This window comes from Acinetobacter sp. ANC_7654 (assembly GCF_056779855.1).
Window position 1 is genome coordinate 97,146 of record NZ_JBWYIR010000007.1, and the last position, 26,495, is coordinate 123,640.

Here is a 26,495-nt window from a genome sequence, read left to right on the forward strand (position 1 = left end):
AAAATGAATAAAAATCGTTATCGCGTAATTTTCAGCAAATCAAAAAATATGTTTATTGCTGTTGCTGAAAATATTAAAAGTCAAACAAAAGCAGCAGGACAAAGCACCAATTCAAATCAAATAAATGCTTCTAGTGAAATACATGATTCAAAATCATTTCATCAATTATGGCAAGTCAAAAGTATTGTCGCTTCGATAAGCTTATTTATGATGTTTTCCCCTGTATATGCACAAATACAGGCAGATCCTGCTGCATCGGCTCACCAAAGAGCCGTTATAGGTGTAGGAAAAAATCAACAAGGTCAAAATGTACCTGTCATTAATATTCAAACCCCAAAAAATGGTGTTTCTCACAACGTTTATAATCGGTTTGATGTATTACAACCTGGTGTTGTGTTGAATAACAGCCGTAATGGCGCAGGTTCAGTTATTGTTGGAAAAGTTGAAGCTAATCCATATCTGCAAACAGGTGAAGCTCGTGTCATTTTAAATGAAGTAAATTCTGCTGCTGCTTCTCGTTTTGAAGGGAATTTAGAAGTTGCAGGACAACGCGCAGATGTGATAATTGCCAATCCATCGGGAATTAATATTCAAGGCGGTGGTTTTATTAATGCCAATCAAGCCATTTTTACGACAGGAAAACCACAACTAAATGAAGATGGAAGTATTAAACAGTTTGTCATTGGTCAAGGTAAAATCAATGTTAATGCAACTGAAAATAGCTTAGGTCTTGGTGGTAATAACAATAATGCAGATTATGTCGATATCTATGCAAAAGCAGTAGAGCTGAATGCTCAACTACATGCCAATCAAGATCTTCAGGTGATTACGGGTTCAAATAATATTAGTGATAATTTAAGCGAAATTAAATCGAATAATCCTGAGAGTACGAGCCCTACTTTTGCATTAGATGTCAAAGCATTGGGTGGAATGTATGCGAACAATATTTTTATTGTCGGTACTGAAAAAGGCCTAGGGGTAAGTAACGCAGGAACGATTCAATCGCTTCAGAATTTGGTCATTACCAGTTCAGGTAAAATTGAAAATAAAGGGACGATAAAGAATACCAATCCTCAAAATAGTTTATTAAGTATCAATACACTTGAGGCTGCCGATATTGTTAACAAAGGCTCTATTATTGCAAATAATAATATCCTATTAAATTCAAGCAATAATTTTTTAATGAATGGTGGTTATATTGAAAAAAGCAATAAAAATAGTGAAGGAGATATTTATATAAATTCAGAAAAAAATACAGAATTAACAAAAAAATCAAAAATAGAAAATATATCTGGCAATACCTATATTAATTCAGGAGATGTTTTTATCAATGGTGAATCAATCATTAAAAGTAATAAAAATTTAGAACTCATCTCAAATAAAGACATTAAAATTCAGAACAATAGTACTATACATGGATCCAATGGGTTATATCTAAGTTCTCAAAATAAATCTGAAATTTTAGATAGCAACCTATCAACAATAAACAACAATATTGATATTTTTAGTTTTGATAATGAAAATGAAAAATGGATACCTTTAAAATTTAATATAAAGAGTGAAGCTGGCTCAACATTAAGAATAAGAGATTCGGAAGATAATATATTTTATACTGGCATAATAGATAAAAGTGGAGCATCACCTGTAGAGTTTAATTCTGAATCTCCTTACTTTATTATTAATACTATAGATCAAGCTGGAAATATTTCAAAAGATTTTAGAGTTGAAAATAACAGATTGCAAACAGATACAATACTTAAAGGAGTTAGAGTTAGTGCAAATAATGCGAATTTAAATGTATATAGCAAAGGTGTATTAAAAATAGAAGATCTAGATTTAAATAGTAACTCAACATCTTTAAAAAATTTAAATGTTGAAGCATTAAAAAAAATAATTTGGGATAGTACGGTTGATTCTACTATTTCAGGGGGTGTTAGTTTAAGGTCGGATAGTGGGATTAATATTAATAGCGGAGGTTTTGATGTGGGAGATAATTTCGATATTCATGGTAAAAATTTAAAATTGAATAGTAAAATTCAATCTAAAAATGATATAAATATTGTATCCTTAAAAGGTGATATCAAATCTGAAAATCTAGATATAGATTCAACGCAGGGGAAAGTTTCCATAATAGCACAAGGGCACGTAGATTTTGGAGAATCTAGTTTTAGTGATTCTAATGTCACGCCAATTAAAATTAATGCTAACAAGGATATCATTATTGCATCAACTGAGTCTAAAATTGATTTAAGTTCAACTGAATTAAAGTCTAAAGAAGGAAATATTAAAATACAAAGTAACGGTAATACGAATCTTAATAAAATTAATATTAAATCAAAGGGAAATATAGAATTATTCTCTCCAGAAAACTTGAAATTTCAGGAGGTTATTATTGATTCGCAGCAGCACGTCGCTCTAAAATCAAAAAAAAATATTACATTTGAAAGCCCTATAGTACTTAGTGAGCCTAATAATCAATTTGATTTGAAAAAAAATAAAATAACATCCCCTGGAATTATCTCAATCATTAGTGATAAAAGTATAAATGCCCTAGATTTAGAAACTATAGGAGGTGCTGTTTTAGTTGAAGTTGGGGAATCATTTAATGTTCCTTATAAAGTAGTATTGAATTCTACTGGTAGTAATTTCTTAAAAAATGATTTAAATTTGAATAGTGCTAATGGTGATTTGGCTATTCAAAGTAATAATACGCTAATAATAGATCCCAAAAAACACCAATTAAGTGCGGTTGGTGACATTGAAATTATTTCAAAAAATGGTGAGTTAAAATTTATAGGTTATGGTGGAGATAATGGAAGCGGTTCCGAGAAAGTGGTTGATTTAAAAACAGAAAATGGTAGTATTACCCTGCAAGGTGAGAAAATAGAAATTCAGGGGAGTAAATTTAATTCATTAGGAGATATATCTATATTGTCAACAAGAAATGATTTGATTGTTTCAGGTGTTAGAAATAATATAAAAGGTAGTATAAATATTATTGAAAATATACTTCAAAAAATAAAAATAAAAGATCAAGAGTTATCTAATTCACCAGGTTATAAAGATTTTGTAGAAAAATTTAATGCTATTGCTTTTCAGTATCTTCAGGATGGTTCTGAAAATATAAAAACTCCAACTGAGTTAGAGGAGTATATAAATGATGGATTGTATAAACTGAATAATTATATTTTGTTAAATTATCCAGATTTTGTATATGAAAATACTAAAAATTCTTCTGAAAAAAATTATTATAAAGATGTTTTGAATAATTTAAATAGTGGTAATTTTACTGGCGTACAAAATTTAGGATCAATATTGCTAAGCCGAAAGGGCGATATTAAGTTAATATCTAATCAAGGGGTAGCCATAAGTGGATCCGAATTAAACTCATTTAATGGTTATATTGATATTGAGGCTAAGGGTGTTCTAGAGGATTTTGAACATGAAATAAGCGGTAAGTATAATAATAATTTAAGTAGCGTTAAACAAGGGAAATTGAAGTCTAGTATTATTATTGATTCTCTATATGATTACTATGAACAAGGTCTACTTTCAGATGATAACTACCTTTGGTTCAGTCCATTAAGGAACTCATACATTAATGGGAATAATGGAATATTTATTAAAACTAAAGGTGATAGTTTTAATAATAATTTAATATTACAAGGTGCTTTACTATCATCATATAATGGAGATGTGAACATCGAAAGTAATAAAAATATCATATTTGATGTAGCGGTAAAGCATAAATATGATAAAAGTAAAAAAATTGAAACAAAAAGAAAATGGTATGGAAAGAAAACAGTAACTACAACACTTAATACAAGTGAGAAATCTCAAGGAGATTCAGTTAACATTTATGCAAATAATATTAATATTTTGAGTTCTGGAGTCAACACAGAAAATTTACCAGTAACTGAAAGAAATAGTATTGATTTCTACTCAACTGTACTGTCTAATATTTCACTAAATAATAATGCTAAAAAAATAAACATACGGGCTAGTGGAGATATTAATTTTTTAACAGCAAATGATATTTCACTTACTACTAATGATATTACTAAGAAAAGCTCATTCGTAGGCATTAAATATAATGATTCTAAAGTAACTAGAACAAGTAATATAATTTCTGAAGTGCCATCTTATTTAGAAGCAAATTATATTGGCGTTAAATCCGGTTTTGATACACGCCTTGTAGGAACAGAATTTCAATATCTTGATGGTGCTGTTATTGAAGCGGGTAAAAAAATTATTTTAGAAGGTGCTTCAACTAGAATCGAGGAGACACTTAAAAAAGAAAGTAACTCAGTTGTTTGGCAATCAATGCAAGACAAAGGCTCAATCACAGAAACCGCAAAACTTCCTAGTTTTAATGGACCGACTCCTTCAACCTTTAAAGCAGAAGGTGGTATGGAAGTACAGATTCCAATTGGAGAAAAAGATCAACATAAGGTTCAAATTAAAGAAGAAATTATCAAACTTGCAAATAAACCTGGTAATGAATATTTAAACGAGCTGGTTAAAAGAGATGATGTTAACTGGAATAAGGTAATTCTAACTCAACAAGAATGGGATTATAAGTCTCAAGGTCTAACCGGACCTGGGGCTGCTCTTGTTGTGTTAATTGTCGCATCTTTAACCTCTGGTGCAGGAACAGCAGCAGCTAGTACATTTGGAGGTGGTGCAGCAACAAAAGCTGCAGTAGCAACCATAGCTTCACAAACGAGCGTAAGCCTTATCAATAATGGTGGGGATATAAGTAAAACCTTAAAAGATCTTGGTAGTAATGAATCTATTAAAGGATTAGTTACATCCGTTGTCACGGCTGGTTTACTAAGTGAAGTTGGAACTATATTAAATATAAAACCAAATCCTTTGTTGTTTTCTGATCGTTTAATTCAAAACTTCACCAACTCTATTGGCTCAACATTAGTTCAGACTGCTGTAAATGGTGGAGACTTAAAAGATAATCTTGAAAAAGCATTATTAGCAGGATTGGCAGGAGCATTACAGGGAGAATTAGCCCAAAACATTAAACCGTTAGAGGACGTTAATTATTTAGTTCATAAATTTGCTCATGCTGCCGCAGGTTGCATAGCTGGTGAAATTCAAAGAAGTTGTGAAGCAGGCGCTATGGGTGCTTTCGTAGGGGAAGTTACTGCAGATTTTGTGCCGAGAAATAAAGAAATTAAAGATATGTCAAGGCAAGAAAGAAATGAGTATAACAAGAAAGTAATAGATACTACAAAATTAATAGCTGGAATTGTATCAGCATATTCAGGCTACGATGTAAATATTGCTGCCAACTCAGCAGAAACTGCTGTCAAAAACAATTTTTTATATCCAAAACAAAAAACAATATATGAGCTGGAATATGTCGGTTGTAGCTTGAAAAGTGACTCTGAGGCATGCCGTGATAATCTTGTGCAAGAATATATGACTCTATCAAAACAAAATGATCAAACATTAATTGATACCTGTACTAATAACTCCTTGTACTCAGCATGTAATTCAATGATAAAGGTGGCTTTAGACTATTCTAGTAGCGACTTTTGGTATTCTAAAGCTCCAACAACATCAACGGCACTAAATAAATTAAAAATAGATCAGATACGTACAAGAGATTTCATACTTTCTAAAATTATCGAAAGTCCTGATTCATTTTATAAAGCAGTCAATGATATAGATACAAGGGCTGATTTTTTTAGTGCAATGTACCTAAAAACAGGAGCGAAGTGGTTCCTTGCCGCAGAACAAGTTTCAAGAAACGATTTATCTGGATTGATGTTTAATTTGGGAGCGGAATATGATCGTACATTGCAGACCGTGCTTGCTGCGTTTAAAAATGAATACGGTACGCAAACAACACTATCACAATGGAGATCTGAAGCAGGTGATGCCATTATGAAATTAGGGTATGAAGACTTTAAAAATGTTTATCAAAATTACCAAACAATAGATTTAAAGCAATGGAGTATCCAGCGTTTGGTAGATGAACAGGTTGCATTACAATCTATTCATGAAAAATATGTTTCTAAATTAGCACCTCCATTAAGATTAATTATGCAAGGTAAAGCAAAAATCGAGAATATTTTAAATGTCCAAGATCGAATAGATAAAGGATGTGTGGATATGGGCTATGAAGCCAAATGTGGGGTTTCAAAATGATGAGCGGTTTTAAAAACCCAGGAGACTTTTTACTCATTTTGGCATATTTTTTTATTTTTCAGTCTACATTGACTCTCTTTGGTTGGCAATTAAAAGAGAAAAGAGAAAAGATATTGAACTGGAATATTGTAATTGGCTCGCTTCCATTTGTACTCAGTATTGACTTGTTGTTTGATCACTATCAGAGTTCTTTTTTTGGGGAACTAACATTAATTCTCACTTATTTTTGTATATGTTTTGCTTTAAATATATTTTTTTGGATATTTAGTTTTTTATTTGAATTAAATCTACTTAAAATTAGATGGTATTTTTTTTCTTATATCAATGTTATAGGCGGTTGGATATTTTCAATATTAATTTAAATATTATCAGAAGTTTTGGCTTTGTTATATAAATCTTTTTATATGAATAAGGCTTTGTTGCACAAAGCTATTCTTAAGGCTTCTTCAGCCATATAATTTTCAAATGAAGAAGCCTACACACAAAATCTACCGCACAACCAATTGGCCCGCATATATCCGAGCACTCATTAATCGCGGAAATATTGCCATTTGGTTTGATCCTACTACGCAATGGTATGCTCTATCAAAAGGCAAACAAGGACGAAATAAAACCTACTCCGACGCAGCCATCCAATGCTGCTTAATGATTAAATCCTTATTTCGTCTGTCTTTACGTATGGTCACTGGCTTTGTGCAAAGTCTGATTAAACTTTGCGGATTAAATTGGACAGCGCCAGATTACAGTACGCTTTGTAGAAGACAAAAGTATATTGATATTGCAATCAGCTACCAAAAAAGTAGCTATGGGCTGCATCTACTCATGGACTCTACAGGCTTGAAGTTTCTAGGTGAGGGCGAATGGAAACGCAAGACATGGACCTGAATATCGTCGCCAATGGCGTATGCTACATATTGCTATAGATGCTGAAACTCTTCAAATACGTGCTATTCAGCTCACAACCAATAATATCAGTGATTCACAGGTACTTGGTGATTTACTTGATCAGATTCCACAAGATGAGCTGATTGACTCTGTTTATACCGATGGAGCTTATGACACCAAGTAATGCCGTCAGGCCATTGCAGATCGGCAAGCGCATGCGGTGATTCCACCTAGAAAAAATGCGAAACCATGGAAAGATACAAAGAGCAGCTCGCTAGAGCGAAATGAATTACTTCGAACAGTTAAACGTTTAGGTAGGACACTATGGAAAAAATGGTCAGGCTATCATCGCCGAAGTTTGGTTGAGACTAAAATGCACTGCATCAAATTATTAGGAGATAAACTCAGTGCAAGGAGCTTTGATAGCCAAGTCAATGAGGTTCATGCACGTGTAGCAGTCCTCAACAGATTTACGGAATTAGGTCGACCACTTACCCAAGTTACGCCTTAAATTTGGCTCAATTAGGGGCGCTTTGCCTTTCAAATCTTTGTGCAACAAAGCCAATCTAAACTTTAATGTTCATTTAAAGAGAATATTCGCTCTTTAAGCCCTTTTAAAATAAACTTAGCTGCTTGAGTTTGACTCTGGATAAAACCATTATATTTTGGCAAATCATCAGCTACATCTTGCACACGACGATGGTAAAAAATATGCATATTTTCAGGGGGAACTTGCGAGAAGTTTTTTAAGTTCCATTTAGGAATAAATACCAACTGATCTAATATTCCAAATTCAATAGAAGGGGACTGACATTGTTTGCATATCCCACGACGGATATTGGGTGGTGACTTCAAACGTTTAAAAGTAGTCTGTTTAATATTTAAATCACAAACATCTTGTTTCAAGAATACTAAAACATCTGAAAATGCCTTACTTGTATATTCTTGGCAAACTTGGCAGTGACAAATAAAATGTGCGATGGGCGCATGAGAAAAGCGAAAAGTATTTGCGCCACAAGAACAACTTGCTTCAACATTGAAAGGCATGTGATTTAAATTTGACATAAAACTTCCTTGTTTAAGATCTATTCATAGATGAAATTAAAATTTTAAAGTTCGATTGAGTATCACGCAGGATGAATAAGGGACTCTGATCAAGTTTGAGCCCCATAGTAAAAAAATCGCTGAGCACTTATGTCGTATAGAACCTAAAGATTATCTAAAGTGCACTGATATCAGATCCGGTCTTTTTGGGGTCGACCAAAATTTTAGCGTGTTGTTCAGGATCACCTAAGGCCTGACAAGCATCTTTGACTCCTGCAAGACCTACAACGCCCGTTATCAGAGGAGAACAATCAATTTGACCTTCAGCGATCATATGGAGCGCATCTCTGAACTCAAGTGGCGTATAACCAATCACAAACTGGATTTCGATTTCTTTGTTTAAAGCCAAAGCGGGTTCGATGCTGTCGGATTGCATACATACACCCACACCGATAATTTTAGAAAATAATGGCGCACCGTTAATAATCTGTTGAAGGATGCCTGGCATCCCGACACACTCAAAAATCACAGGACGTTTGGGTAAAGCACCTAATTTGTCAGCCACACGCCACGCATGCCACCATGGAATATGCATAGACTGTATCTTTTCAAAAATACCGATTCCATAGTTAATCGCTTCAGAAGCATCACCCAATAAACCGTATTCTTTCCAACTCTCAAAAGGCGATGATTGTTTAGGATCAATGACGACATCTGCACCACAAAGTTGAGCCAGCCTACGGCGATTTGGTGAAAAGTCACTGGCAATAATTTTTTTCACACCAATCGCTTTGAGCATTAAAATGACACCTAAGCCTACTGGACCACAACCAATAACAATTGCGGGTTCTGATTTCTTTATTCTGCTCCGACGTACTGCATGTAAAGCTACCGCCATTGGCTCGGTCATTGCCGCAAGATCGGGATGTAATCCATTTGGCACCGCAAACATGAGTTGAGATTGCACCAAGATTTGTTCGGCATAACCACCAGAAGCTTGAGGGGAAAGACCAGTCGCTTGATAACCCCACTGATCAACTTTCAATAGTGGCATCGCACAAACTAAGGTATCTGTTTTAAATTTTTTTCTAGTTTTAGGACCATAATCTAGAACACGACCGCAAAATTCATGCCCCATGACAAAACGGTCTGTTGACTTTGCAACACCTTTTAGACCCACTTTAGCCGTAAGTTCATGCATGTGGTCACAACTATGTTGCATATGTAAATCACTGCCACAAATACCACATCGCACAACTTCTAATAAAGTTTGTCCTTGTGATGGTGTTAGATGGCTGACATCTTCAAGTGTTAATTCATTTTGATGACATACAACTGCTTTCATTCTTGTTCACGAATATTTTTTATAATGATAGTGAACAGTGTGTGTGATTACGCACAAGAGATACACAGCTTTAGAGGACTGAATGATGACTGCAGAGGCTAAATTAGTGAAAAAGCCTCCATTTATAGAGGCTTAACATGCATATTTTATGAGTTAGCTTAGTTGGGTTCGATGATAACGTTGATCCACTAGCGTGAATAGTGCTGTACAACTGACCAAGATTAATCCTACGATACACGCCATTGCCCATCCACCATGATCCCAAGCATAAATTCCTAGCGCGGAACCACTTGCGCCACCAATAAAATAGCTGGTCATATAAAGTGAATTTACACGAGATTTAGCATCCGGTCTTAAATTAAAAATCACATTCTGGTTGCTACTATGCACCAATGCTAGACCGAGATTCATCAGTCCAAAACCGATGATATAGCAACTTAAATAGAATGCACCTAAATAAAGGAATATCCATGCGCTACCTAGGATTAAAATGCCAAACCAAGTGATTTGTTTGACGTAACCACGATCGGCGATCTTACCAATTTTCTTGGTGGACAAGGCGCCAAATACGCCAACCAAAGTGACTAAACCCACCATGACATCTTCAAGAGAAAAAGAGGATTTAAGTAAAATAGAAATGGTCGAGAAGAGGATGCTCATCGTTGCAAATGCAAAGGCACCAATGATAGAGCGATAGATTAAACGAGGCTCTTCTTTAAGTAGCAACCCCATGGATTTAAATACAGCAAAATAACTAATTTTAGAGCTAGGAATATAAGGCAGACGAATATTAAGTACCACAGCGACCATTAACATCAAAATTCCACTGACGATATAAATGAGCTGCCAATTAAATAAGTTGGATAACAAACCAGCTAAACTGGTCGAAATCAAAATACCCACCAATAATCCGCTCATCAGTAACCCGACAACTTCGCCTGTTCGTTCTGGTCGAACCGCCATCGTGGCAAACGGAATCAAAATTTGTGCTGCAACCGAGAAAAGCCCAGTGATAATTGTGCCAGCCCATAACATATAAAGGTTGAGCGAAAAAGCACAAATAAATAATCCCACTGCTGCAAAGAACATTAAAAATGGGATTAATTTCGTTTTATTGAGAATATCACCAAGTGGTACGATAAAAAGCAGTCCGACAGCATAAGAGACTTGAGCCAAAGTGACAGTTAATGCCACATCTGTTGCAGGGGCATTAAAGTAAAGTTGAACAGAGTGAATTAAGGGCTGCGAATAATAATTAGCGCCTGCACAAATACCACAAGCAATGGCCATCAACCAAAGTAAAGCAGTGTCATTCGTGATGTCTTTTTTATTTAAATTGTCAAGATCGTTATACATGAATAAATGGCTCAGAGGATGAGGAGCAGTAAGCTGTGGCCTCGATTTCAATTTGCATGGCGTCTAATGCCAAGCGAGACACAGGGATTAGTGTGCATGCTGGGAAATTTTGATCTTTCCATATTGTATTCATTTTCAGATTTAACAGGTGATGTTTTTGTTGGTCAAAATTGACAATCAATACGCTTAGAACAGCAATGTTATAAAAGTCGATATGTGCATAGCTGAGAGCAATTTTGAGATTTTCGAAGACTTGGTTGAGTTGTTCTGCATAATCAGTGGAATAATGTCCGTCGGCATTTTCACCACCTTGACCTGATATATGAACGACTGTGTTGAAGTGTTTGACCTCACAGATGTGGCTATATGCAAATTGCCTTGGGGAATAAAGCTGAGGCGGATTTTTAGTGGTTAAACTAAACGTTGGCTTATTTGGTTTTGTCATTCTATCTTCTCTGGATTAAGCTTAGAAAAGAATTATGAAAGCTCAACTTAACTTGAGGTCAAGAGCATGGAAGAACAAAAATTACAACAGTGGCTCAGTATAGGCGCGTTAGCTGCTCGAAGTGGTGTATCGGTCGCAGCACTCAGATTTTATGAAGACAAAGCACTTATTTGGAGTGTGCGGACGGAAGGAAATCAACGGCGATATCCTCGATATATGCTGAGGAGGATTGCCATCATCAAAGTGGCACAGCAGGTAGGGATTTCACTCTCTGAAGTGAAGCAAGCATTTAACATACTCCCTAAGAATAAAACCGCGACTAAATCAGATTGGACCGCATTATCAAGTGCGTGGCAGAAAATTTTAGATCAAAAAATTTTAAATATGCTTCAACTTCGTCAACAACTGGATTGGTGCATTGGTTGTGGGTGCTTATCTTTAACTGAATGCCCACTAAGAAATGAAAATGATCAAATGGGGTCTACATCGTCGGGTTCCCACTTTGTTCCACTCGACATTAAATTTGACGATGATCAAGGGAAAATAGAAATTCACTATGAAGACTAAGTTTCATCGTGAAGCATTATTTTGAAATTTGAACTGTGAGGTTAATGTTGTCTTTATTTCAGTTTAGTTTTGGAAAGCGTAATCATCATCACACCCAATATATTCAGCGCACAACCAAACCATTGAATCATATTCATTGATTCCCCTAAAAAGATAGTTGCCAATATAATGGTCAGAATTGGACCAAGTGAACCAATCATGGCTGTTTGAGAAGCACCTAAACGAGCAATACTTTGCGCAATGAGAATAGTTGGAATCACCGTTACCCCAATGCCTAATGCAACACCATATCCGATTACTTCCATGGGTTGTTCAAGGATATTGGATACAGGGCTTGGCTGAGCAATAAAATAGTGAAGAATCGTCCCTAAGCAGGCGATAGACATCGCTAAGCCCGTAAAATTCCACGATCCAAATTTTTGAATTAATTTTGGAGTCATCAATAGATAACTCGCAAAGCAAATCGCGCTTGCGAAAACTAAACTCACACCTAGCCAAAAATTACTTTCATGAGGCACATTGCTTTGTTCTTGGAGCATCACCATAAGCGTGCCGCCATAACTTAGTCCAATTGCAAAAATAGTCTTCAGTGAAAGAGGATGTTTGAAAATTACACTTGATGCAATTACTGTCATGGTAGGATATAGAAATAGGATAATACGCTCCAAAGAGGCACTGATGTACATCAGACTCATAAAATCGAGCCAACTTGAAAAATAATATCCAATCAAACCAGCAACGAGGAGTAGGGCCCAATCCTGCGCTGAAAATCCACGATTACGGTGTCGGTTCAACCAACAAATAAAAAGAAAAACGGGTAAGGCACTGAGCATCCTTAAGGCAACCAGCAATGTTGCATCAACATCTTCAGAAACTGCATAAGCTTGTTTGATTAAGATCGCTTTACTACTAAACAAGAATGCTGCCAACAGCGCACATAAACTCCCTAACTGAGTGGGAGTCAGCTTAAGTACCATAAATGTTAAAAATCAATTTTTAAGTAATGGAAGTATAAGCCAATCTTCATTGTAAGCTCTAAAATTCAATCTCTAATTTTCGCTAAATCACCTACCTAGCGACATAAGGCGTTTTGATTTTTTGTTTAAATGCATCATTGTGGTGCGTAATATGAAAAAAACAGTGGTCTATCAACCCAAAAAATACATCAAAAAAATATTTCAAATTTTTTTTGCACGGTTTGTAAGCATTCTTTTCAAGAATCTGTCATCTTGTATTTCATGTTCAGCCAAAATCTAAGCCCAATGTGTAAACCTAGATTTATCTAAATTTTGTCTTATTTATAATTTTTAAGAATATCGTGAGAATTTGAATCGATTAGTCTGATTTTTTGTCAATTCGGCAAATTGAAATTTATGAGAATGAAAGAAGCAACTAAAAATGTGACATGCACGGCGCTTTAACACAATCAAAAGGGATAAAAAGAAAGCTAAAAAATGTCAGAATGATCAAAGCTTAATAAAGTCAAGCTCCCTATACTGACGATAAATTAGAAAAAAGTTTCTTTTTTGTTAAAAAATGGATCGAAAATTAAACGAAACTGGAACTATTTTTTATGAAAATGATAGATCAAGTACCATGAAATTTTGTGATGATCGTGAATCATGAGTTCAAAATGAGGGTATTTATTAAATAAATATTGGGTGGTAATTTAAAAAAGTTCAATTAGAATCCAAAAAATTCACATGAATACATCCAGGGGTATATCGCAGGAATGCGATATCTACTTTAAGAAAAATTAGCTTGAGGAATGCTCATGCAGATCGGAATCCCTACCGAAACTGTAGTTGGTGAAAGTCGTGTAGCTGCGACACCAGAAACAGTAAAGAAGTTAATTGGTGCTGGTCACAGTGTCGTTATCCAACGTAATGCAGGTGTTAAAGCTGCTTATATTGATAGTGCCTATGAACAGGTTGGTGCAAAAATTGTTGATGATGCTTATACCGGCAGTCAATTGGTTTTAAAAGTTCGCGCACCTAAAGGCGAAGAAATACAAAAATTAGCCCCAAACACCACAGTGGTTGCGATGTTTGATCCGTACCGTAATACGGAACTTGATCAATTCGCTGCTCAGCAAGTGTCTGCATTTGCACTTGAGTTATTACCACGTACGTTATCTCGTGCCCAAAATATGGACGTTTTGTCATCACAAGCAAACTTGGCAGGTTATAAATCTGTGCTTCTTGCGGCGGCAGAGTACCAACGTATGTTCCCAATGTTAATGACAGCGGCGGGTACGGTTAAACCAGCTCGTGTAGTCATTATGGGTGTTGGTGTAGCAGGCTTACAAGCGATTGCAACAGCCAAACGTTTAGGTGCTATTGTTGAAGCGACAGACTTACGTCCAACAGCCAAAGATCAAGTTGAATCTTTAGGCGGTAAATGGTTAGACGTACCAATGTCAGCAGAAGAGCAAGCGCGTGCCGATGAAGCTGCAAAAAATGGTTATGGTTGGATGCCTGGTGAACAATATATTAAAGACCAAGCTGCAATTGTAGACAAAGCGGTATCGAATGCTGACATCGTGATCACGACGGCGCTTTTACCAGGTCGTGATGCACCGCGCTTAATTAAAGCTGAAACAGTTGCCAAAATGAAACCAGGTTCAGTCATCCTCGATATGGCAGTTGAAACTGGCGGTAACGTTGAAGGCTCAAAATGCGGTGAAACTGTTGTGACTGATAATGGCGTGAAAATTTTGGGTATTCCAAATATTCCAGCGACCGTTTCTACAGAAGCTTCAGCGCTATATGCACGTAACGTTTATAACTTTGTTGAAACGCTTTTTGATCAAGATAAAAACTACAGCATTAATCAAGAAGATGAAATCCAAAAAGCATTGCTTGTCACTCATGGTGGTCAAGTGCTGTTGAAGCGTGGTTAAGGAGACTGATCATGGTTGAAACTATTACAATTTTTGTCCTCGCAATCTTCGTAGGTTATTACGTTGTTTGGGGAGTGACACCTGCGCTTCATACGCCGCTGATGGCCGTAACGAATGCATTGTCTTCAATTATTATTGTCGGTGCGATGATCCAAACTGTTGGTCTACCTGTTATGGGTGTTGAGGGGGCTGTTGATTTTCAAACCATCAATGTGGTGAGTGTATTAGGTGCGATCGCTGTTTTCTTAGCAAGCATTAATATTTTCGGTGGCTTCGCTGTAACCGCTCGTATGCTTGAAATGTTTAAGCCAAAGCAAAAGAAAAAAGAGGGTTAATACATGGAATTTATTCGTGAGTATGCGGATTGGTTTTACCTAATCGGTGCCGTTCTTTTTATCTTAACTTTGCGTGGCTTGTCTGGTCCTAAGACAGCAATTGCAGGTAACCGTTACGGTATGATTGCAATGGCAATCGCCGTGTTAACAACTTTCTTTGTTGCTGATAATCCTGTGGTATGGATGATTGTCGGTGCAATGGTATTGGGTGCGATTGTTGGTATTGCTCGAGCTCGTACAGTGCCTATGACACAAATGCCAGAAACAGTTGCTCTCATGCACTCACTCGTGGGTCTTGCTGCAGTGTTGATTGCGATCGCTGCAATTATTCACAACAACAAGCTTGTCGAGCTTGGGCCAGACTTACTGGCTGCAAATGGTGTGAACTTCCATGAAATGAGTCGCGTACATTTATTCGAATTATTCGTAGGATGTTTCGTTGGTGCCATTACATTCACTGCATCGGTATTTGCTTATGGTAAATTGGCGGCAAAGAAATGGGCAAAAACGATTTCAGGTGCATGGGTTAAACCTGTTCAAGCTTTGATTTTTATTGCTATGCTAGCAGCAGGGATTCACTTCTTCTTGACGGGTAACATGACCTCGTTCTGGGCAATGACAGCACTTGCTTTAGCCTTTGGTTGGATATGGATTGCGCCTGTTGGTGGTGGTGATATGCCAGTTGTGGTGTCTTTGCTTAACTCATTCTCTGGATGGGCGGCAGCAGGGATTGGTTTTACGCTTGAAAACAACATGTTAATTGTTGCAGGTTCGCTTGTAGGTTCGTCAGGTGCAATTCTGTCTTATATTATGTGTAAAGCAATGAACCGTTCAATCATCAACGTATTGTTTGGTGGTGCAATGGGTGGTGCTGCAGCACCGACAGCAGCAGCTGGTGCAGCAGTTCAACGCAACTACCGTTCTGGTTCTGCTGACGATGCTGGTTTCTTAATGTCAAATGCAGACAGTGTTGTAATTGTACCGGGTTATGGTATGGCGCAAGGTCGTGCTCAAAATGCGGTGAAAGAGCTTGCAAATTTATTGAAAGAGCAAGGTGTAACTGTACGTTTTGCGATTCACCCAGTGGCAGGTCGTATGCCTGGTCACATGAACGTCCTTTTAGCTGAAGCAGATGTTCCGTACGAAGACATCTTAGAGATGGATGAGATTAACTCAGACTTCCCAGCAACAGATGTGGTGTTGGTCATCGGTGCGAATGACGTCGTTAACCCTGCAGCGAAAGATGATCCAAACTCGCCAATTTATGGTATGCCTATTCTTGAAGCACATAAAGCTCGTACCATTATGGTGATCAAGCGCTCTATGGCGACAGGTTATGCGGGTCTTGATAATGACTTGTTCTATAACGACAAAACAATGATGATCTTTGGTGATGCGAAGAAAGTTGTTGAAGATATGACGAAAGCCATTAATGGTACAGGTCACTAATTTATAGACTGTTTTAAAAAAACCACCTTCGGGTGGTTTTTTTATTTTTCATGTGTAGGTTTTCGCCACATTCCCCAAATTTCAGGTGCATCGTAGGGCAGATCCCGAAGGTGAAAGATCACTTCAAATCCATAATGACGATAGAGTCCAACATTGCTTGGTGTTGCAGTTTCTAAATAACATGGGATACCGTGTTGATCGCTCTTGGTGAGAATAGGTGTTAAGACTTTGCTGGCTAAGCCTTGTCCTTGGTGGTCAGGACTTACACCTATGAGTTGTAAATAATAATGCGCCTCACTGGGATGATGTTTCTGCACCAGATTAATGATGTGAATAAATTTCACCAGTTGTCTTAAACCGATAATCTTCGTTAATTGAGGGAGTAGTTTAACCTGCTGAATGAGGTTTAAATCCCACTGATTTGGCGGAATCCAAAGTGCAGCAACTGAGCGATCGGGATTGGTATAGACTTCATCATATGGTTGAGCGATATCTTTCAATTGAATACTAAAGAATTGCTCAAGTTTTTCATGTTTTTGTTGGAAACTCAGTTTTTCAGCTTGGATCGCCCAGTTGCAAAACTCTTCGTTCCAAAAGGATTGCATTAATGTTTCTACTAGTGCATCGTGATCTGTTCTTGTGGCTTTTATCATGGTCATATCAAGGTAAACCAAATTAGTGAGTTCTTTTTTGTTGGCTTTATTGTTATAAATTTAAACTGCACAGTATAAAAAAGCGACCAAGAAGGTCGCTTTAATATGTTTATGCTACAGAATCTGTAGTTGAAGCATTACGCCATAAGTTTTCTAGATCATAAAACTTACGTGCTGTAGGTAACATCAGATGTACTACAACAGTGCCAAGATCAACAAGGATCCATTCTGCATCGCTTTCGCCTTCAATACCGATAGGGCGAAAACCTGCTTTACGTGCTTCATCAGCGACGTTGTTTGCAAGCGCTTTCACGTGACGTGTAGAAGTACCTGAAGCAATGACAATTGCATCTGCAACATTGCTCACTTCGCTAACATCAATCGTTGTGATTTCTTTTGCTTTAACGTCAAGCAATGCTTCTTGAACAACTTTTAAGCAAGCTTGAACGTCTTGTTTTGGAGAATTCAAAGAGAGTTCGTGAGAATTAGAAGCGCCGGGCGATGGTTCTAAATTCATGAGAAGTGTATTTTCCTGACTATAACTCATCTTTCACTATAGCGCTTTCTGCTTGAAAATTCAAACTTTGAACAAATTTTATACTACAAGATTATGATATTAAAGAAGTTTATTTTTCCATTCGAAAGAATCTCTTGAATGAGATTGGGGGCGATATTCGGCTGCGACAAATCCTTCATACATGCAATTTGCAATGCATTCAAAAATAGCGGGATAATTAATTGTCCCTGTGTGTGGTTCATGTCGACCTGGTACATCTGCAAATTGGATATGCCCAATGTGTTGCATATTTTCTTTGAGTGACAGAATCAGGTCTTCTTGCATTCTAGCCATGTGATAGCAATCGAATTGCATTTTTAAAGCTGGATGATTGACGTCTTTCAGTAACTCTTTGGCTTGATGTATTGTTTGAATCATGAAATTTGGCATATCAAAGCCATTAATCATCTCAAAAACGGGTTGAATCCCATGCGCTGTGAGGATCTCGCTGACATATTTAAGATTTGAGACCAAGGTTTCATAGCAGACCTGATATTCAACATTATCTGGTTGCTTACCAGCCAAAATATTCACTCGAGGTATATTGAGTGAGCATGCATATTCAATCGCTAAGTCAACAGCTTGTTTAAATTCATCAGTTTTACTTGGGATACTTGCTAATCCGCATCCGCCTTGCATTAAATCTCCGGCAGGAACGTTGATGAGACACAAGCTAAGTTGATGTTCATTAAGTTCATGCTGAATTTGCTCAATACTCAGCTCATATGGAAATTGAATTTCTACATGTTGGAATCCATATTCAGCAGCTAGCGCAAAGCGTTCAATGAGTGGAACTTCTGTAAAGATCATCGATAAATTAACAGCGAGCTTCATATTGAATGCGACCTATTTATTGTTTTGTTCAACTTGCAGAATGACTGAGGCAAGGTCTGATTCAGAAAAGCCATTGGATTGATGCGCTTTCAATTGTTCTAAGGCTTGTTGAGCGACAGGAATATTAAGGTCAAATTGTCGAGCCAAACTCAAGGCGTTATTTAAATCTTTAGACAGGGTCTGAACTTTCCATTGCACAGGCTCAAACTCATGCGTTGCCATACGTGGTGTTAAAATTTGAAAAGGTTTAGAGTCGGCGAATCCACCTGCTAAGGCGGGTGCAAGCAGTTGAGTATCAACACCCGCCTGATCTGCTAAAGCAACAGCTTCTGCGATAAGTGTGCTATTTGCAGCAACGATCAGTTGATTACAAATTTTGGTGGCTTGTCCTGTTCCAGTTCCACCCATACAGGTTATACGCTGTGAAAGAACTTGATACATTGGTTGTAAAGATTCGATGATGCTCGATGGTCCGCCAGCAAAAATAACTAAACTGCCATTTTCAGCACCAGCTGTTCCACCTGACACAGGAGAATCTATCCAATGCGCTGATTTAGCAGTTGCACGTTGTGCAAGATTTTTAGTTTTATCCACAGATAGACTCGAGAAGTCCACAATAATCTGCTCGGGTTGAATCAGTGATTCAATTTGAGAAAAAACAGCCTCTACCGCATTGTCATCGGCTAAACAAGTTAGGATCAGATCAAATTGTGCTATCTCAGAGAGTTGAAGGGGATGTGCCCCAAGCTGGATTAACGGCTCACATGCGTTTGGACTTCGGTTCCAGACAGCAGTGTAAAACCCAGCCTGTATCAATCGAGTCGCCATTCTGCTACCCATTAAACCCATACCTAAGAACGCGATTTTAGTTTGACCGTTAATCATTATTGAAGCTAATCCCTGATCTAAGTTTGAAAACCAATTTATTTAAATTGACGTGGTAAAAATTCCAAATCTGGATTTTTATCTTTTTTACGCGCGATTTGACTGTTTTTGCCAAGGAGTAATTTGAGTTGCCAAATTTTCTCAAGACGAAGTGATTTTTTGGGTGCGTGTTCCATTGCATCTAAGACTTGTTTGACTGCGGCTAAGGCATCTGGTGAGCGTTGCAACATTTCTTCGGCAAGCTGTTGAGCTTTTTGCATCGGCTTGTCATCAACATGCGTGATCAATCCAATTACTTTGGCATATTCACCATCAAATACACGTGCTGTTAATGATAATTCTTTGGCTAGGTCGACTCCAATAATACCTTTGATTGAGCGCGTTAACCCCATATCTGGAACTAAGCCCCAACGGGTTTCCATGATCGACATTTGGGTATTGGGGTGAGCAATTCGAATATCAGCCGCTAAAGCCAATTGCATACCTGCACCGAAGCAATACCCGTCAATAGCTGCAATGACTGGAACAGGGAGTTCTTGCCAGATTAAAAAAGCTTTTTGAAATAGACTTTGACCAGGTTTAATGAGTTCCCATGCGGCATAAGCACGATTTTGTGGATTATTCAGGTCTGTTAAATCAATACCTGCACTAAATACGTTGGCTTCACCAGTGAGAATCACACAGCGGATAGTACGATCAGATTTAATTTTTTTTGCGACTTGCACCAACTCTTTCAAAAGTTGAAAGCTCATCGCGTTACGTTTGTCGGGACGATTCAGAAAAACCGTCGCAATTCCATTATTTTTTTCTACACGTATGACAGCCATTATTGTGACTCGAGTTTATTGTTTCTTGTTTTAAGCATAACATGTCCAAAATAGACTGTCGTGACAGTAGAGTCATCACGTATTGCCTAATACAGTGCGTTGATCGTCTATTAATGATTCAAAATAGACTCGGCTGCTTCTTTTACTTGTACAATCGCATCTTTTAATTCATCCAGCCGTTTCATCACATTTTCAATAAATTGCTCATCTGCTTTTCTACGCTCTTTACGCAGCGTTGAAACGAACTGTTCAAATTCACCTGTGATGCTTTGTAAATTCGGAGTGCCGACGTAGCGTGTTGCCCCATATAAACGGTGTAATACATGTTCGAGCTGCGGATAATCTTCAAGTTCGATGAGTTGTTCTATTTCAGCAAGTTCATTTGGGAAACTATCTACCAGCATCTTCAATAAATCTTGTGCTAAATCTTCTTTATTCGCTGCCAATTGAACGCACTGTTTCCAATCTAAAACCTGATGATCTAAGGTTTCGATACGTAAAGTTTTTTCTTGGGATTTAATTGGATGAATAAACTTATCACTGCTCCAATGGGTCAGAATTTGAATAATCTGATCCATTTGGATTGGTTTGGTGACATAGTCATCCATGCCGACTTTAAGTAATTTTTGTTTCTCATCTGCTAAAGCATGTGCTGTGAGTGCAATGATTGGTGTGTGACGTCCCTCGATGGTGGATTCTAACGATCTGATCGCACGAGTCGTATCGATGCCAGACATCACTGGCATTTGAATGTCCATAAATATCAGATCAAACGGCTTTTCATCATTTTGAATCTGTTGTTGTAAAATTTGTAGTGCCTCTTGTCCACTTTGCGCTTTAGTTGTTTGAACATTAATTTCGCCGAGCAAAGCTTCTAAAACGATTAAGTTTGGTAGATGATCGTCTACTGCAAGTACATGTAAATTAAGGGCTTTAAAGTTATCATGAGGTTCAACTTCAAATATTGGCTGATTTTCCAAGAGCTGAATTAATGATGAGCGGCTCAGAGGTTGATACAGTGGCCTCGCTTTGTATTCATTCAACATGTTGAGGTCGAGTGCCATCTGATAGCCATATACGGCTAAGTGACCTTGATAACGTCCGCGAATCTCTTTTAATAAAGCCTCTGGATCACCACTGTGATCTACAATCAACCACGTATTTTCAGGTTGATGTGTCAAACCGTTTAGACGGCTGAATAAATCTAGAATGGATTGAGCTTCTGTGTGTTCAACACCATAATTTTCTAAATAATGACGTAAAACATTCGCAGTTGCAGGGTGGGCTAAATAGGAGATGACACGCATGTCATGGAATTGCGGATGAATAATTTCATATTCATCAACCGCAAATTTCGCAGTAAACCAGAATGTTGAACCCTTTTCAGTTGGGGCGCGTTCTTGGTTATCTTCAAAGCCAATTTGGCCATGCATCAGATTAACCAATTGTTTTGAGATTGCTAACCCTAAACCTGTGCCACCAAATTGACGAGTAACGGAAGCATCGCCTTGAGAAAATGATTCAAATAACCGTTTACGATCTGTACCACTTAATCCAATACCACTATCTTGAACACTGAAATGCAATAGGCAATGTTCTAGATCGTCATGCTCCATGCGAACACGTACAATAATTTCACCATCAGGAGTGAATTTGATGGCATTTGAAATCAGGTTAGTCAAAATCTGTTTACAACGTAAAGCATCGCCAATCACATACTTTGGAATGTTATCGGCATAGTAGAAGGCCATATCGATATTTTTTTGGGCGGCTAATGGCGACAACATGTCCATAACATCGAAGATCGCTTCTTCTAAATCAAATGATGCGGTTTCTAATTCAAGTTTACCGGCATCAATTTTTGAAAAGTCTAAGACATCATTGATCAGTGCTAAAAGATGTGCAGAGGATTTGCGAATCGTTTGCAAATACAGGCTTTGATCATTGCTGAGATTCTCTTGGCGCAATAACAAGTGAATAAAACCATCGATACTATTCAGCGGGGTACGCAATTCATGACTGATATTGGCAAGAAAAACAGATTTTGCCTGATTGGATGAAATGGCCTGATCGCGTGCTTGTTTATAAGTAATATTTTGCACTTCAAGTGTATCAAGCGTACGTCTTAAATCGTCTTCGGTCTGCTCGGTATGTTCCTTCAGCTCTAAAAAGCTGAAATGTAGACGCTTCACGACATTCGCAATATCACGTTGGAGTAACCTTAACTCGCCAGTACTATTGATGACCATGTGTTGGTCGAGTGTGTCTGCATTGAGTCGCTGTAATTGCATACGTATTTCGTACATAGGCGCAATCCAACGTCGTGAATAAAAGTTCAAGCACAGTAATAAGAGTAAAAGTGTCAACAAACCCGTCGTGATCAGTACAATGAAAACACGATATTGAGAAATGGCTAGAGGTTGATTATCTAGCTCGATAACAAGCCATTTTTTACTTTGATCAGGCGTATTTAATGCTAAGCCATAAATATGATTATGTTGATCTTTAATCGGACCAAATGTTTGTACATTGGTCGGGAAGCTAGGCCAAGGTTTTTCATTGCGATAGCCTAACCCAAAATATGGTTTTTGTTGTTGGTCTAGGACTGCGACACTGAGTAAATATTTTTCATTAAACATCTTTTGTAAGATGCTTTTAGCGCGGTCTTGTTGCGCTTGTGAGGGATTTTTTTCTAGCGCAATAAGTAGGTTTTCTGTCGTGTATTTATAACGACTTAAAATTGCATTTGCGGCAAAGCGTTGTTCTGATTTTGCAGAATTGGAGGTTTCTGTGAGCACCAGTGCAGAGCCGACGCTTGCCAGTACTGCAATGGGGACAAAAATAAGGGCAATCAATTGCCCATAAGCATGGTTTAGTTTTAAGCGATTGAAGATTTTTTTATTCAAATTCGACATGTGCAGAGTGACTCATTCCCCATGTTAGGCATATTAGCACGCTTTAAAAAATGATGGTGCTTTAATCACCCTCATTAAAAAGCCTTTGAAATTGATGCAGTGAGATACTTTTTTTCATACAATACCTGCACCTCAATATAGGTGCAAATAATGAGTAATACACAAGTAGATTTTCAATCAGACGATTTTTTATTAGACCACTATGTGGGTAAAACCCCATTGGTTAGGTTACAGCGTCTGGCAAGTCATACTCAAGCGACTGTATTGGCAAAACTGGAAGGTAATAATCCAGCGGGCTCTGTCAAAGATCGCCCAGCATATAACATGATCATGCAAGCTGAAAAACGTGGTGACATTAAGCCAGGTGATACGCTGATCGAAGCGACTAGCGGTAACACAGGTATTGCATTAGCCATGGTTGCGGCAATGCGTGGCTATAAAATGAAATTGATTATGCCTGCAAGCTCTAGTCAAGAGCGCAAAGATGCAATGCGTGCGTATGGTGCTGAGCTTATTGAATCCGAGAATATGGAAGAAGCTCGTGATATCGCATTGCAAATGGAAAAAGATGGTCTAGGTTTAGTACTCAATCAATTTGGTAATCCAGACAATGTCCAAGCACACTATTTGACAACTGGTCCAGAAATTTGGCAACAAACTGGCGGTAAAATTACGCATTTTGTAAGTTCGATGGGAACAACGGGAACCATCATGGGGATTTCAAAATACCTCAAAGAACAAAATCCAAATATTCAAATTATTGGTCTACAGCCATCTGAAGGGTCGAATATTGCAGGTATTCGCCGTTGGCCTCAAGAATATTTACCGACGATTTTTGATGCTTCTCGTGTTGATCAAATTATGGATATTCCACAAGTTGAAGCTGAAAAAATGGCTCGACAATTGGCACGTAAGGAAGGAATTAGTGCTGGTACTTCTTCTGGTGGTGCAGTTTGGGCATCAATAAAAATCGCTGAACAACATCCTAGTGCTGTGATTGCATGTATCGTGTGTGATCGTGGTGATCGTTATCTCTCTACAGGGTTATTCTCTGTAGAAGATGAACAATAAATTCGAGTAAATCTATATGCGCTTACCTGTTTTAGTGTTTGATATTGAAACATTGACCGATCTTAAATCAGGAGCGCATCTATATGGCTTAGATTTACCAGAAGATAGTATTGAACAAGCGCTGAGTAAGTTAAGACGTCAAGAAGCGGGCACTGACTTTCAGCGACTTGCTTTACATGAAATTGTCTGTATTTCAGGACTATGGATTGATGAAAAGGCGGGAATGAAATTATTTTCATTCAGTCGTGAACATTATTCAGAACCTGAAATTTTACAAAAATTTCTATCAATTTTTGATAAACGTAATCCGACTTTAGTCAGTTGGAATGGCTCCCAATTTGATCTGCCTGTTATTATGTATAGAGCAATGTATCATGGGTTGTCTGCGCCAAGTCTGTTTGATCAAGGCGAAATTGATACACAAAAGCGCTATAATAACTACCAGAATCGTTACCATCATCGTCATATTGATTTGATGGATTTTATGGCAATGTTTAATGCGCGTCACTTCCAAAAACTGGATGATGTCGCTTATATGCTCGGTTACCCGGGTAAGCGCGGAACACCAGGTTATTTTATCCCTGAATATGTTCGTAACAATAATTGGATAGAATTAACCAGTTATTGTGAAGGGGATGTTTTAAACACATGGTTAGTCTATCTGCGCTATGTATTGTTAAAAGGACAGATTTTGCCTGAAGATCATCGTCTGTGGATTCAAGCGACGATTCATTATCTTCAAGGTCAACCCCAGCAAACAGAATTTTTGCGTATTTGGCAAGAAACTGCTGAAAAAACTGACTTCACCGCTTCTGATTTTAAATCAACTCAACATTAGGTTATCTCTTTGAAACAACGTGCCGCACATCGCTCATCTCAACTTCCTCGTTATACATTTACAGTTGAGAGACTTTCACATGAAGGGCGAGGGATCGCACATTTTCAAGGACAGGAACATCCTCAAGAAAAATTGGGTAAAAAGGTTTTTATTCGTTTTGCACTGCCAGGAGAAACAGTAGAAGCTCAAATTACCCATCAGGCAAAAAAATTAGAAGAAGCTGATTGTGTGCAGTTGATTGGGGCGCCGAGTCCAATTCGTACACAGCCAGTTTGTCCACATTTTGGAAAATGTGGAGGCTGTAATATGCAGCACATAAAATTAGATGAACAAATTCGTTTAAAACAATCAGTTTTAGAGTCGCATCTCACCCACTTTGCAGGTGCTCTTCCAGAGTCGTGGCTAGAACCATTGCGTTCGACACGTGAAGATTATCGTCACAAGGCTCGTATTGGCGTTCGCTACATTGCTAAAAAAAATAAACTAGTCATGGGTTTTCGTGAGGTTCAATCTAATCAGCTTACAGAAATTAAAACCTGCAAAATTTTAGATGCAGAGCTAGATGCTGCGTTACCTCACCTCAAGGTACTCCTTGAAAATCTAAAAGCAAAAGCAGATATAGGTCATATCGAATTGGCGAAAGGAGATCAAGAGGTTGCACTTTTGATACGTCATACCAACAAATTACTGCAAAATGATGTCAACCAACTGCGTGAATTTGCGTTAGAAAGATCATGGCAGCTTTATTTGCAACCAGCTGGTGTAAGTAGTGTTCATCGTGCGGATGGTGACCTATCTGAGCGATTACATTACTCACTACCGGATTTTAACGTGACGTTTGGTTTTAAACCGACTGACTTTACTCAGGTTAACCCCACCATTAATCCACAAATGGTGAAGCTGGCATGTGAATTGCTTGACCTGAGCGGAAATGAGCGTGTTCTTGATTTATTCTGTGGTCTAGGGAATTTCTCATTGCCACTTGCACGTTCTGTAACACGGGGTGAGGTCGTCGCGGTGGAGGGAAGTGAGGAAATGGTGATGCGTGGGACAGAAAATGCACTGAAAAACGGCATCACAAACGTAAAATTTTATGCTCAGGATTTAACGCAAGATTTTTCGCAACATTCTTGGGCAAATCAAGGGTTCGATGCACTCTTAATAGACCCACCACGCGCTGGAGCTGAAGAAATTATGCACTATGTGCCAAATTTTGGTGCAAAAAAAATCGTCTATGTTTCCTGTAATCCTGCTACATTAGCACGTGATACAGGGATTTTAGTACAACATGGTTATCAGTTGAAGAAAGCTGGTGTGATGGATATGTTCAGTCATACAGGCCATGTTGAATCTATTGCTTTATTTGAAAAAAGCTAGTGCTAAGTGTTGATTTAATAAAATGAAGATTAGATTTAAAAAA

General features: G+C 37.8%; 20 protein-coding genes and 1 pseudogene. 10 read left to right on the top strand and 11 right to left on the bottom strand.

Annotated elements, in window-relative coordinates:
- The first annotated feature begins 3 nt into the window (after positions 1–3).
- The 3 genes and pseudogenes from AC1M86_RS09270 to AC1M86_RS09280 all read left to right on the top strand — a co-directional run bounded on the left by AC1M86_RS09270 (position 4) and on the right by AC1M86_RS09280 (position 7,564).
- Positions 4–6,168: a two-partner secretion domain-containing protein gene (locus AC1M86_RS09270; RefSeq protein WP_481607814.1), complete on the top strand. Its 6,165-nt coding sequence runs from the start codon at positions 4–6 to the stop codon at positions 6,166–6,168.
- A complete protein-coding gene (locus AC1M86_RS09275) occupies positions 6,165–6,530 on the top strand; it encodes a hypothetical protein (RefSeq protein ID WP_481607815.1) in 366 nt (121 codons plus the stop codon). The genes AC1M86_RS09270 and AC1M86_RS09275 overlap by 4 nt, the downstream gene beginning before the upstream one ends.
- Before the next feature lie 103 nt (positions 6,531–6,633).
- Positions 6,634–7,564, top strand: a pseudogene (locus tag AC1M86_RS09280) (IS5 family transposase).
- Positions 7,565–7,626: 62 nt separating this feature from the next.
- On the opposite strand, the gene AC1M86_RS09285 reads toward AC1M86_RS09280, so the two are convergent.
- From AC1M86_RS09285 to AC1M86_RS09300, 4 genes are all read right to left on the bottom strand, one after another.
- Positions 7,627–8,118, bottom strand: a complete 492-nt coding sequence (locus AC1M86_RS09285; RefSeq protein ID WP_481607816.1) for a GFA family protein — start codon at positions 8,116–8,118, stop codon at positions 7,627–7,629.
- A 154-nt stretch (positions 8,119–8,272) separates the two neighbouring features.
- A complete protein-coding gene (locus tag AC1M86_RS09290) occupies positions 8,273–9,442 on the bottom strand; it encodes a zinc-binding dehydrogenase (protein ID WP_481607817.1) in 1,170 nt (389 codons plus the stop codon).
- Positions 9,443–9,595: 153 nt separating this feature from the next.
- A complete protein-coding gene (locus tag AC1M86_RS09295; protein ID WP_481607818.1) occupies positions 9,596–10,798 on the bottom strand; it encodes an MFS transporter in 1,203 nt (400 codons plus the stop codon).
- Positions 10,791–11,243, bottom strand: a complete 453-nt coding sequence (locus AC1M86_RS09300; protein ID WP_481607819.1) for a RidA family protein — start codon at positions 11,241–11,243, stop codon at positions 10,791–10,793. The genes AC1M86_RS09295 and AC1M86_RS09300 overlap by 8 nt, the downstream gene beginning before the upstream one ends.
- A 66-nt stretch (positions 11,244–11,309) precedes the next feature.
- Here AC1M86_RS09300 and soxR point away from each other — a divergent pair, with 66 nt between their 5' ends.
- Positions 11,310–11,810, top strand: coding sequence for a redox-sensitive transcriptional activator SoxR (soxR, locus tag AC1M86_RS09305; RefSeq protein ID WP_035265311.1), 501 nt, complete (start codon positions 11,310–11,312; stop codon positions 11,808–11,810).
- A 53-nt stretch (positions 11,811–11,863) separates the two neighbouring features.
- On the opposite strand, the gene AC1M86_RS09310 is transcribed toward soxR, so the two are convergent.
- On the bottom strand, positions 11,864–12,787 hold the full coding sequence (locus tag AC1M86_RS09310) for a DMT family transporter (protein WP_481607820.1): 924 nt from the start codon (positions 12,785–12,787) through the stop codon (positions 11,864–11,866).
- Between the two features lie 797 nt (positions 12,788–13,584).
- Here AC1M86_RS09310 and AC1M86_RS09315 point away from each other — a divergent pair.
- From AC1M86_RS09315 to AC1M86_RS09325, 3 genes are read left to right on the top strand one after another with little or no spacing between them, the layout of a single operon-like run.
- Positions 13,585–14,712, top strand: coding sequence for a Re/Si-specific NAD(P)(+) transhydrogenase subunit alpha (locus AC1M86_RS09315; RefSeq protein ID WP_035265315.1), 1,128 nt, complete (start codon positions 13,585–13,587; stop codon positions 14,710–14,712).
- A gap of 11 nt (positions 14,713–14,723) precedes the next feature.
- Entirely contained in the window at positions 14,724–15,047 is a 324-nt protein-coding gene (locus tag AC1M86_RS09320) for a proton-translocating transhydrogenase family protein (protein ID WP_035265316.1), read from the top strand.
- A gap of 3 nt (positions 15,048–15,050) precedes the next feature.
- Positions 15,051–16,496: an NAD(P)(+) transhydrogenase (Re/Si-specific) subunit beta gene (locus AC1M86_RS09325; RefSeq protein ID WP_481591544.1), complete on the top strand. Its 1,446-nt coding sequence runs from the start codon at positions 15,051–15,053 to the stop codon at positions 16,494–16,496.
- Positions 16,497–16,537: 41 nt separating this feature from the next.
- Here the strand turns inward: AC1M86_RS09325 and AC1M86_RS09330 are convergent, their stop codons facing one another.
- The 6 genes from AC1M86_RS09330 to AC1M86_RS09355 all read right to left on the bottom strand — a co-directional run bounded on the left by AC1M86_RS09330 (position 16,538) and on the right by AC1M86_RS09355 (position 23,166).
- Positions 16,538–17,155 (bottom strand): GNAT family N-acetyltransferase, encoded by a 618-nt coding sequence (locus tag AC1M86_RS09330; RefSeq protein ID WP_481590354.1) that lies wholly within the window; start codon positions 17,153–17,155, stop codon positions 16,538–16,540.
- Positions 17,156–17,258: 103 nt separating this feature from the next.
- Positions 17,259–17,666, bottom strand: a complete 408-nt coding sequence (gene rsfS / locus AC1M86_RS09335) for a ribosome silencing factor (RefSeq protein ID WP_035265319.1) — start codon at positions 17,664–17,666, stop codon at positions 17,259–17,261.
- A gap of 99 nt (positions 17,667–17,765) precedes the next feature.
- Positions 17,766–18,539, bottom strand: a complete 774-nt coding sequence (locus AC1M86_RS09340) for a hydroxypyruvate isomerase family protein (RefSeq protein ID WP_481607821.1) — start codon at positions 18,537–18,539, stop codon at positions 17,766–17,768.
- A 12-nt stretch (positions 18,540–18,551) separates the two neighbouring features.
- Positions 18,552–19,427, bottom strand: a complete 876-nt coding sequence (locus AC1M86_RS09345) for an NAD(P)-dependent oxidoreductase (protein ID WP_481607847.1) — start codon at positions 19,425–19,427, stop codon at positions 18,552–18,554.
- A 35-nt stretch (positions 19,428–19,462) separates the two neighbouring features.
- Positions 19,463–20,251 carry a crotonase/enoyl-CoA hydratase family protein gene (locus AC1M86_RS09350; RefSeq protein WP_481607822.1) on the bottom strand — a complete coding sequence of 263 codons (789 nt, stop codon included), beginning with the start codon at positions 20,249–20,251 and terminating at the stop codon, positions 19,463–19,465.
- 110 nt (positions 20,252–20,361) lie between these two features.
- Positions 20,362–23,166: a GacS-like sensor histidine kinase gene (locus tag AC1M86_RS09355; protein WP_481607823.1), complete on the bottom strand. Its 2,805-nt coding sequence runs from the start codon at positions 23,164–23,166 to the stop codon at positions 20,362–20,364.
- A 150-nt stretch (positions 23,167–23,316) separates the two neighbouring features.
- Here AC1M86_RS09355 and cysM point away from each other — a divergent pair, with 150 nt between their 5' ends.
- From cysM to rlmD, 3 genes are read left to right on the top strand one after another with little or no spacing between them, the layout of a single operon-like run.
- Positions 23,317–24,237, top strand: coding sequence for a cysteine synthase CysM (cysM, locus tag AC1M86_RS09360; RefSeq protein WP_481591540.1), 921 nt, complete (start codon positions 23,317–23,319; stop codon positions 24,235–24,237).
- A gap of 16 nt (positions 24,238–24,253) precedes the next feature.
- A complete protein-coding gene (locus tag AC1M86_RS09365; RefSeq protein ID WP_035265329.1) occupies positions 24,254–25,075 on the top strand; it encodes a 3'-5' exonuclease in 822 nt (273 codons plus the stop codon).
- 9 nt (positions 25,076–25,084) lie between these two features.
- Complete coding sequence (rlmD, locus tag AC1M86_RS09370) at positions 25,085–26,452, top strand: 23S rRNA (uracil(1939)-C(5))-methyltransferase RlmD (protein WP_481607824.1); 1,368 nt, start codon at positions 25,085–25,087, stop codon at positions 26,450–26,452.
- Positions 26,453–26,495: the final 43 nt, after the last annotated feature.

Coding starts and splice junctions, on each gene's coding strand:
- AC1M86_RS09270 (WP_481607814.1), top strand. CDS start 4: ATGAATAAAAATCGTTATCGCGTAATTTTCAGCAAATCAAAAAATATG.
- AC1M86_RS09275 (WP_481607815.1), top strand. CDS start 6,165: ATGATGAGCGGTTTTAAAAACCCAGGAGACTTTTTACTCATTTTGGCA.
- AC1M86_RS09285 (WP_481607816.1), bottom strand. CDS start 8,118: ATGTCAAATTTAAATCACATGCCTTTCAATGTTGAAGCAAGTTGTTCT.
- AC1M86_RS09290 (WP_481607817.1), bottom strand. CDS start 9,442: ATGAAAGCAGTTGTATGTCATCAAAATGAATTAACACTTGAAGATGTC.
- AC1M86_RS09295 (WP_481607818.1), bottom strand. CDS start 10,798: ATGTATAACGATCTTGACAATTTAAATAAAAAAGACATCACGAATGAC.
- AC1M86_RS09300 (WP_481607819.1), bottom strand. CDS start 11,243: ATGACAAAACCAAATAAGCCAACGTTTAGTTTAACCACTAAAAATCCG.
- soxR (WP_035265311.1), top strand. CDS start 11,310: ATGGAAGAACAAAAATTACAACAGTGGCTCAGTATAGGCGCGTTAGCT.
- AC1M86_RS09310 (WP_481607820.1), bottom strand. CDS start 12,787: ATGGTACTTAAGCTGACTCCCACTCAGTTAGGGAGTTTATGTGCGCTG.
- AC1M86_RS09315 (WP_035265315.1), top strand. CDS start 13,585: ATGCAGATCGGAATCCCTACCGAAACTGTAGTTGGTGAAAGTCGTGTA.
- AC1M86_RS09320 (WP_035265316.1), top strand. CDS start 14,724: ATGGTTGAAACTATTACAATTTTTGTCCTCGCAATCTTCGTAGGTTAT.
- AC1M86_RS09325 (WP_481591544.1), top strand. CDS start 15,051: ATGGAATTTATTCGTGAGTATGCGGATTGGTTTTACCTAATCGGTGCC.
- AC1M86_RS09330 (WP_481590354.1), bottom strand. CDS start 17,155: ATGACCATGATAAAAGCCACAAGAACAGATCACGATGCACTAGTAGAA.
- rsfS (WP_035265319.1), bottom strand. CDS start 17,666: ATGAATTTAGAACCATCGCCCGGCGCTTCTAATTCTCACGAACTCTCT.
- AC1M86_RS09340 (WP_481607821.1), bottom strand. CDS start 18,539: ATGAAGCTCGCTGTTAATTTATCGATGATCTTTACAGAAGTTCCACTC.
- AC1M86_RS09350 (WP_481607822.1), bottom strand. CDS start 20,251: ATGGCTGTCATACGTGTAGAAAAAAATAATGGAATTGCGACGGTTTTT.
- AC1M86_RS09355 (WP_481607823.1), bottom strand. CDS start 23,166: ATGTCGAATTTGAATAAAAAAATCTTCAATCGCTTAAAACTAAACCAT.
- cysM (WP_481591540.1), top strand. CDS start 23,317: ATGAGTAATACACAAGTAGATTTTCAATCAGACGATTTTTTATTAGAC.
- AC1M86_RS09365 (WP_035265329.1), top strand. CDS start 24,254: ATGCGCTTACCTGTTTTAGTGTTTGATATTGAAACATTGACCGATCTT.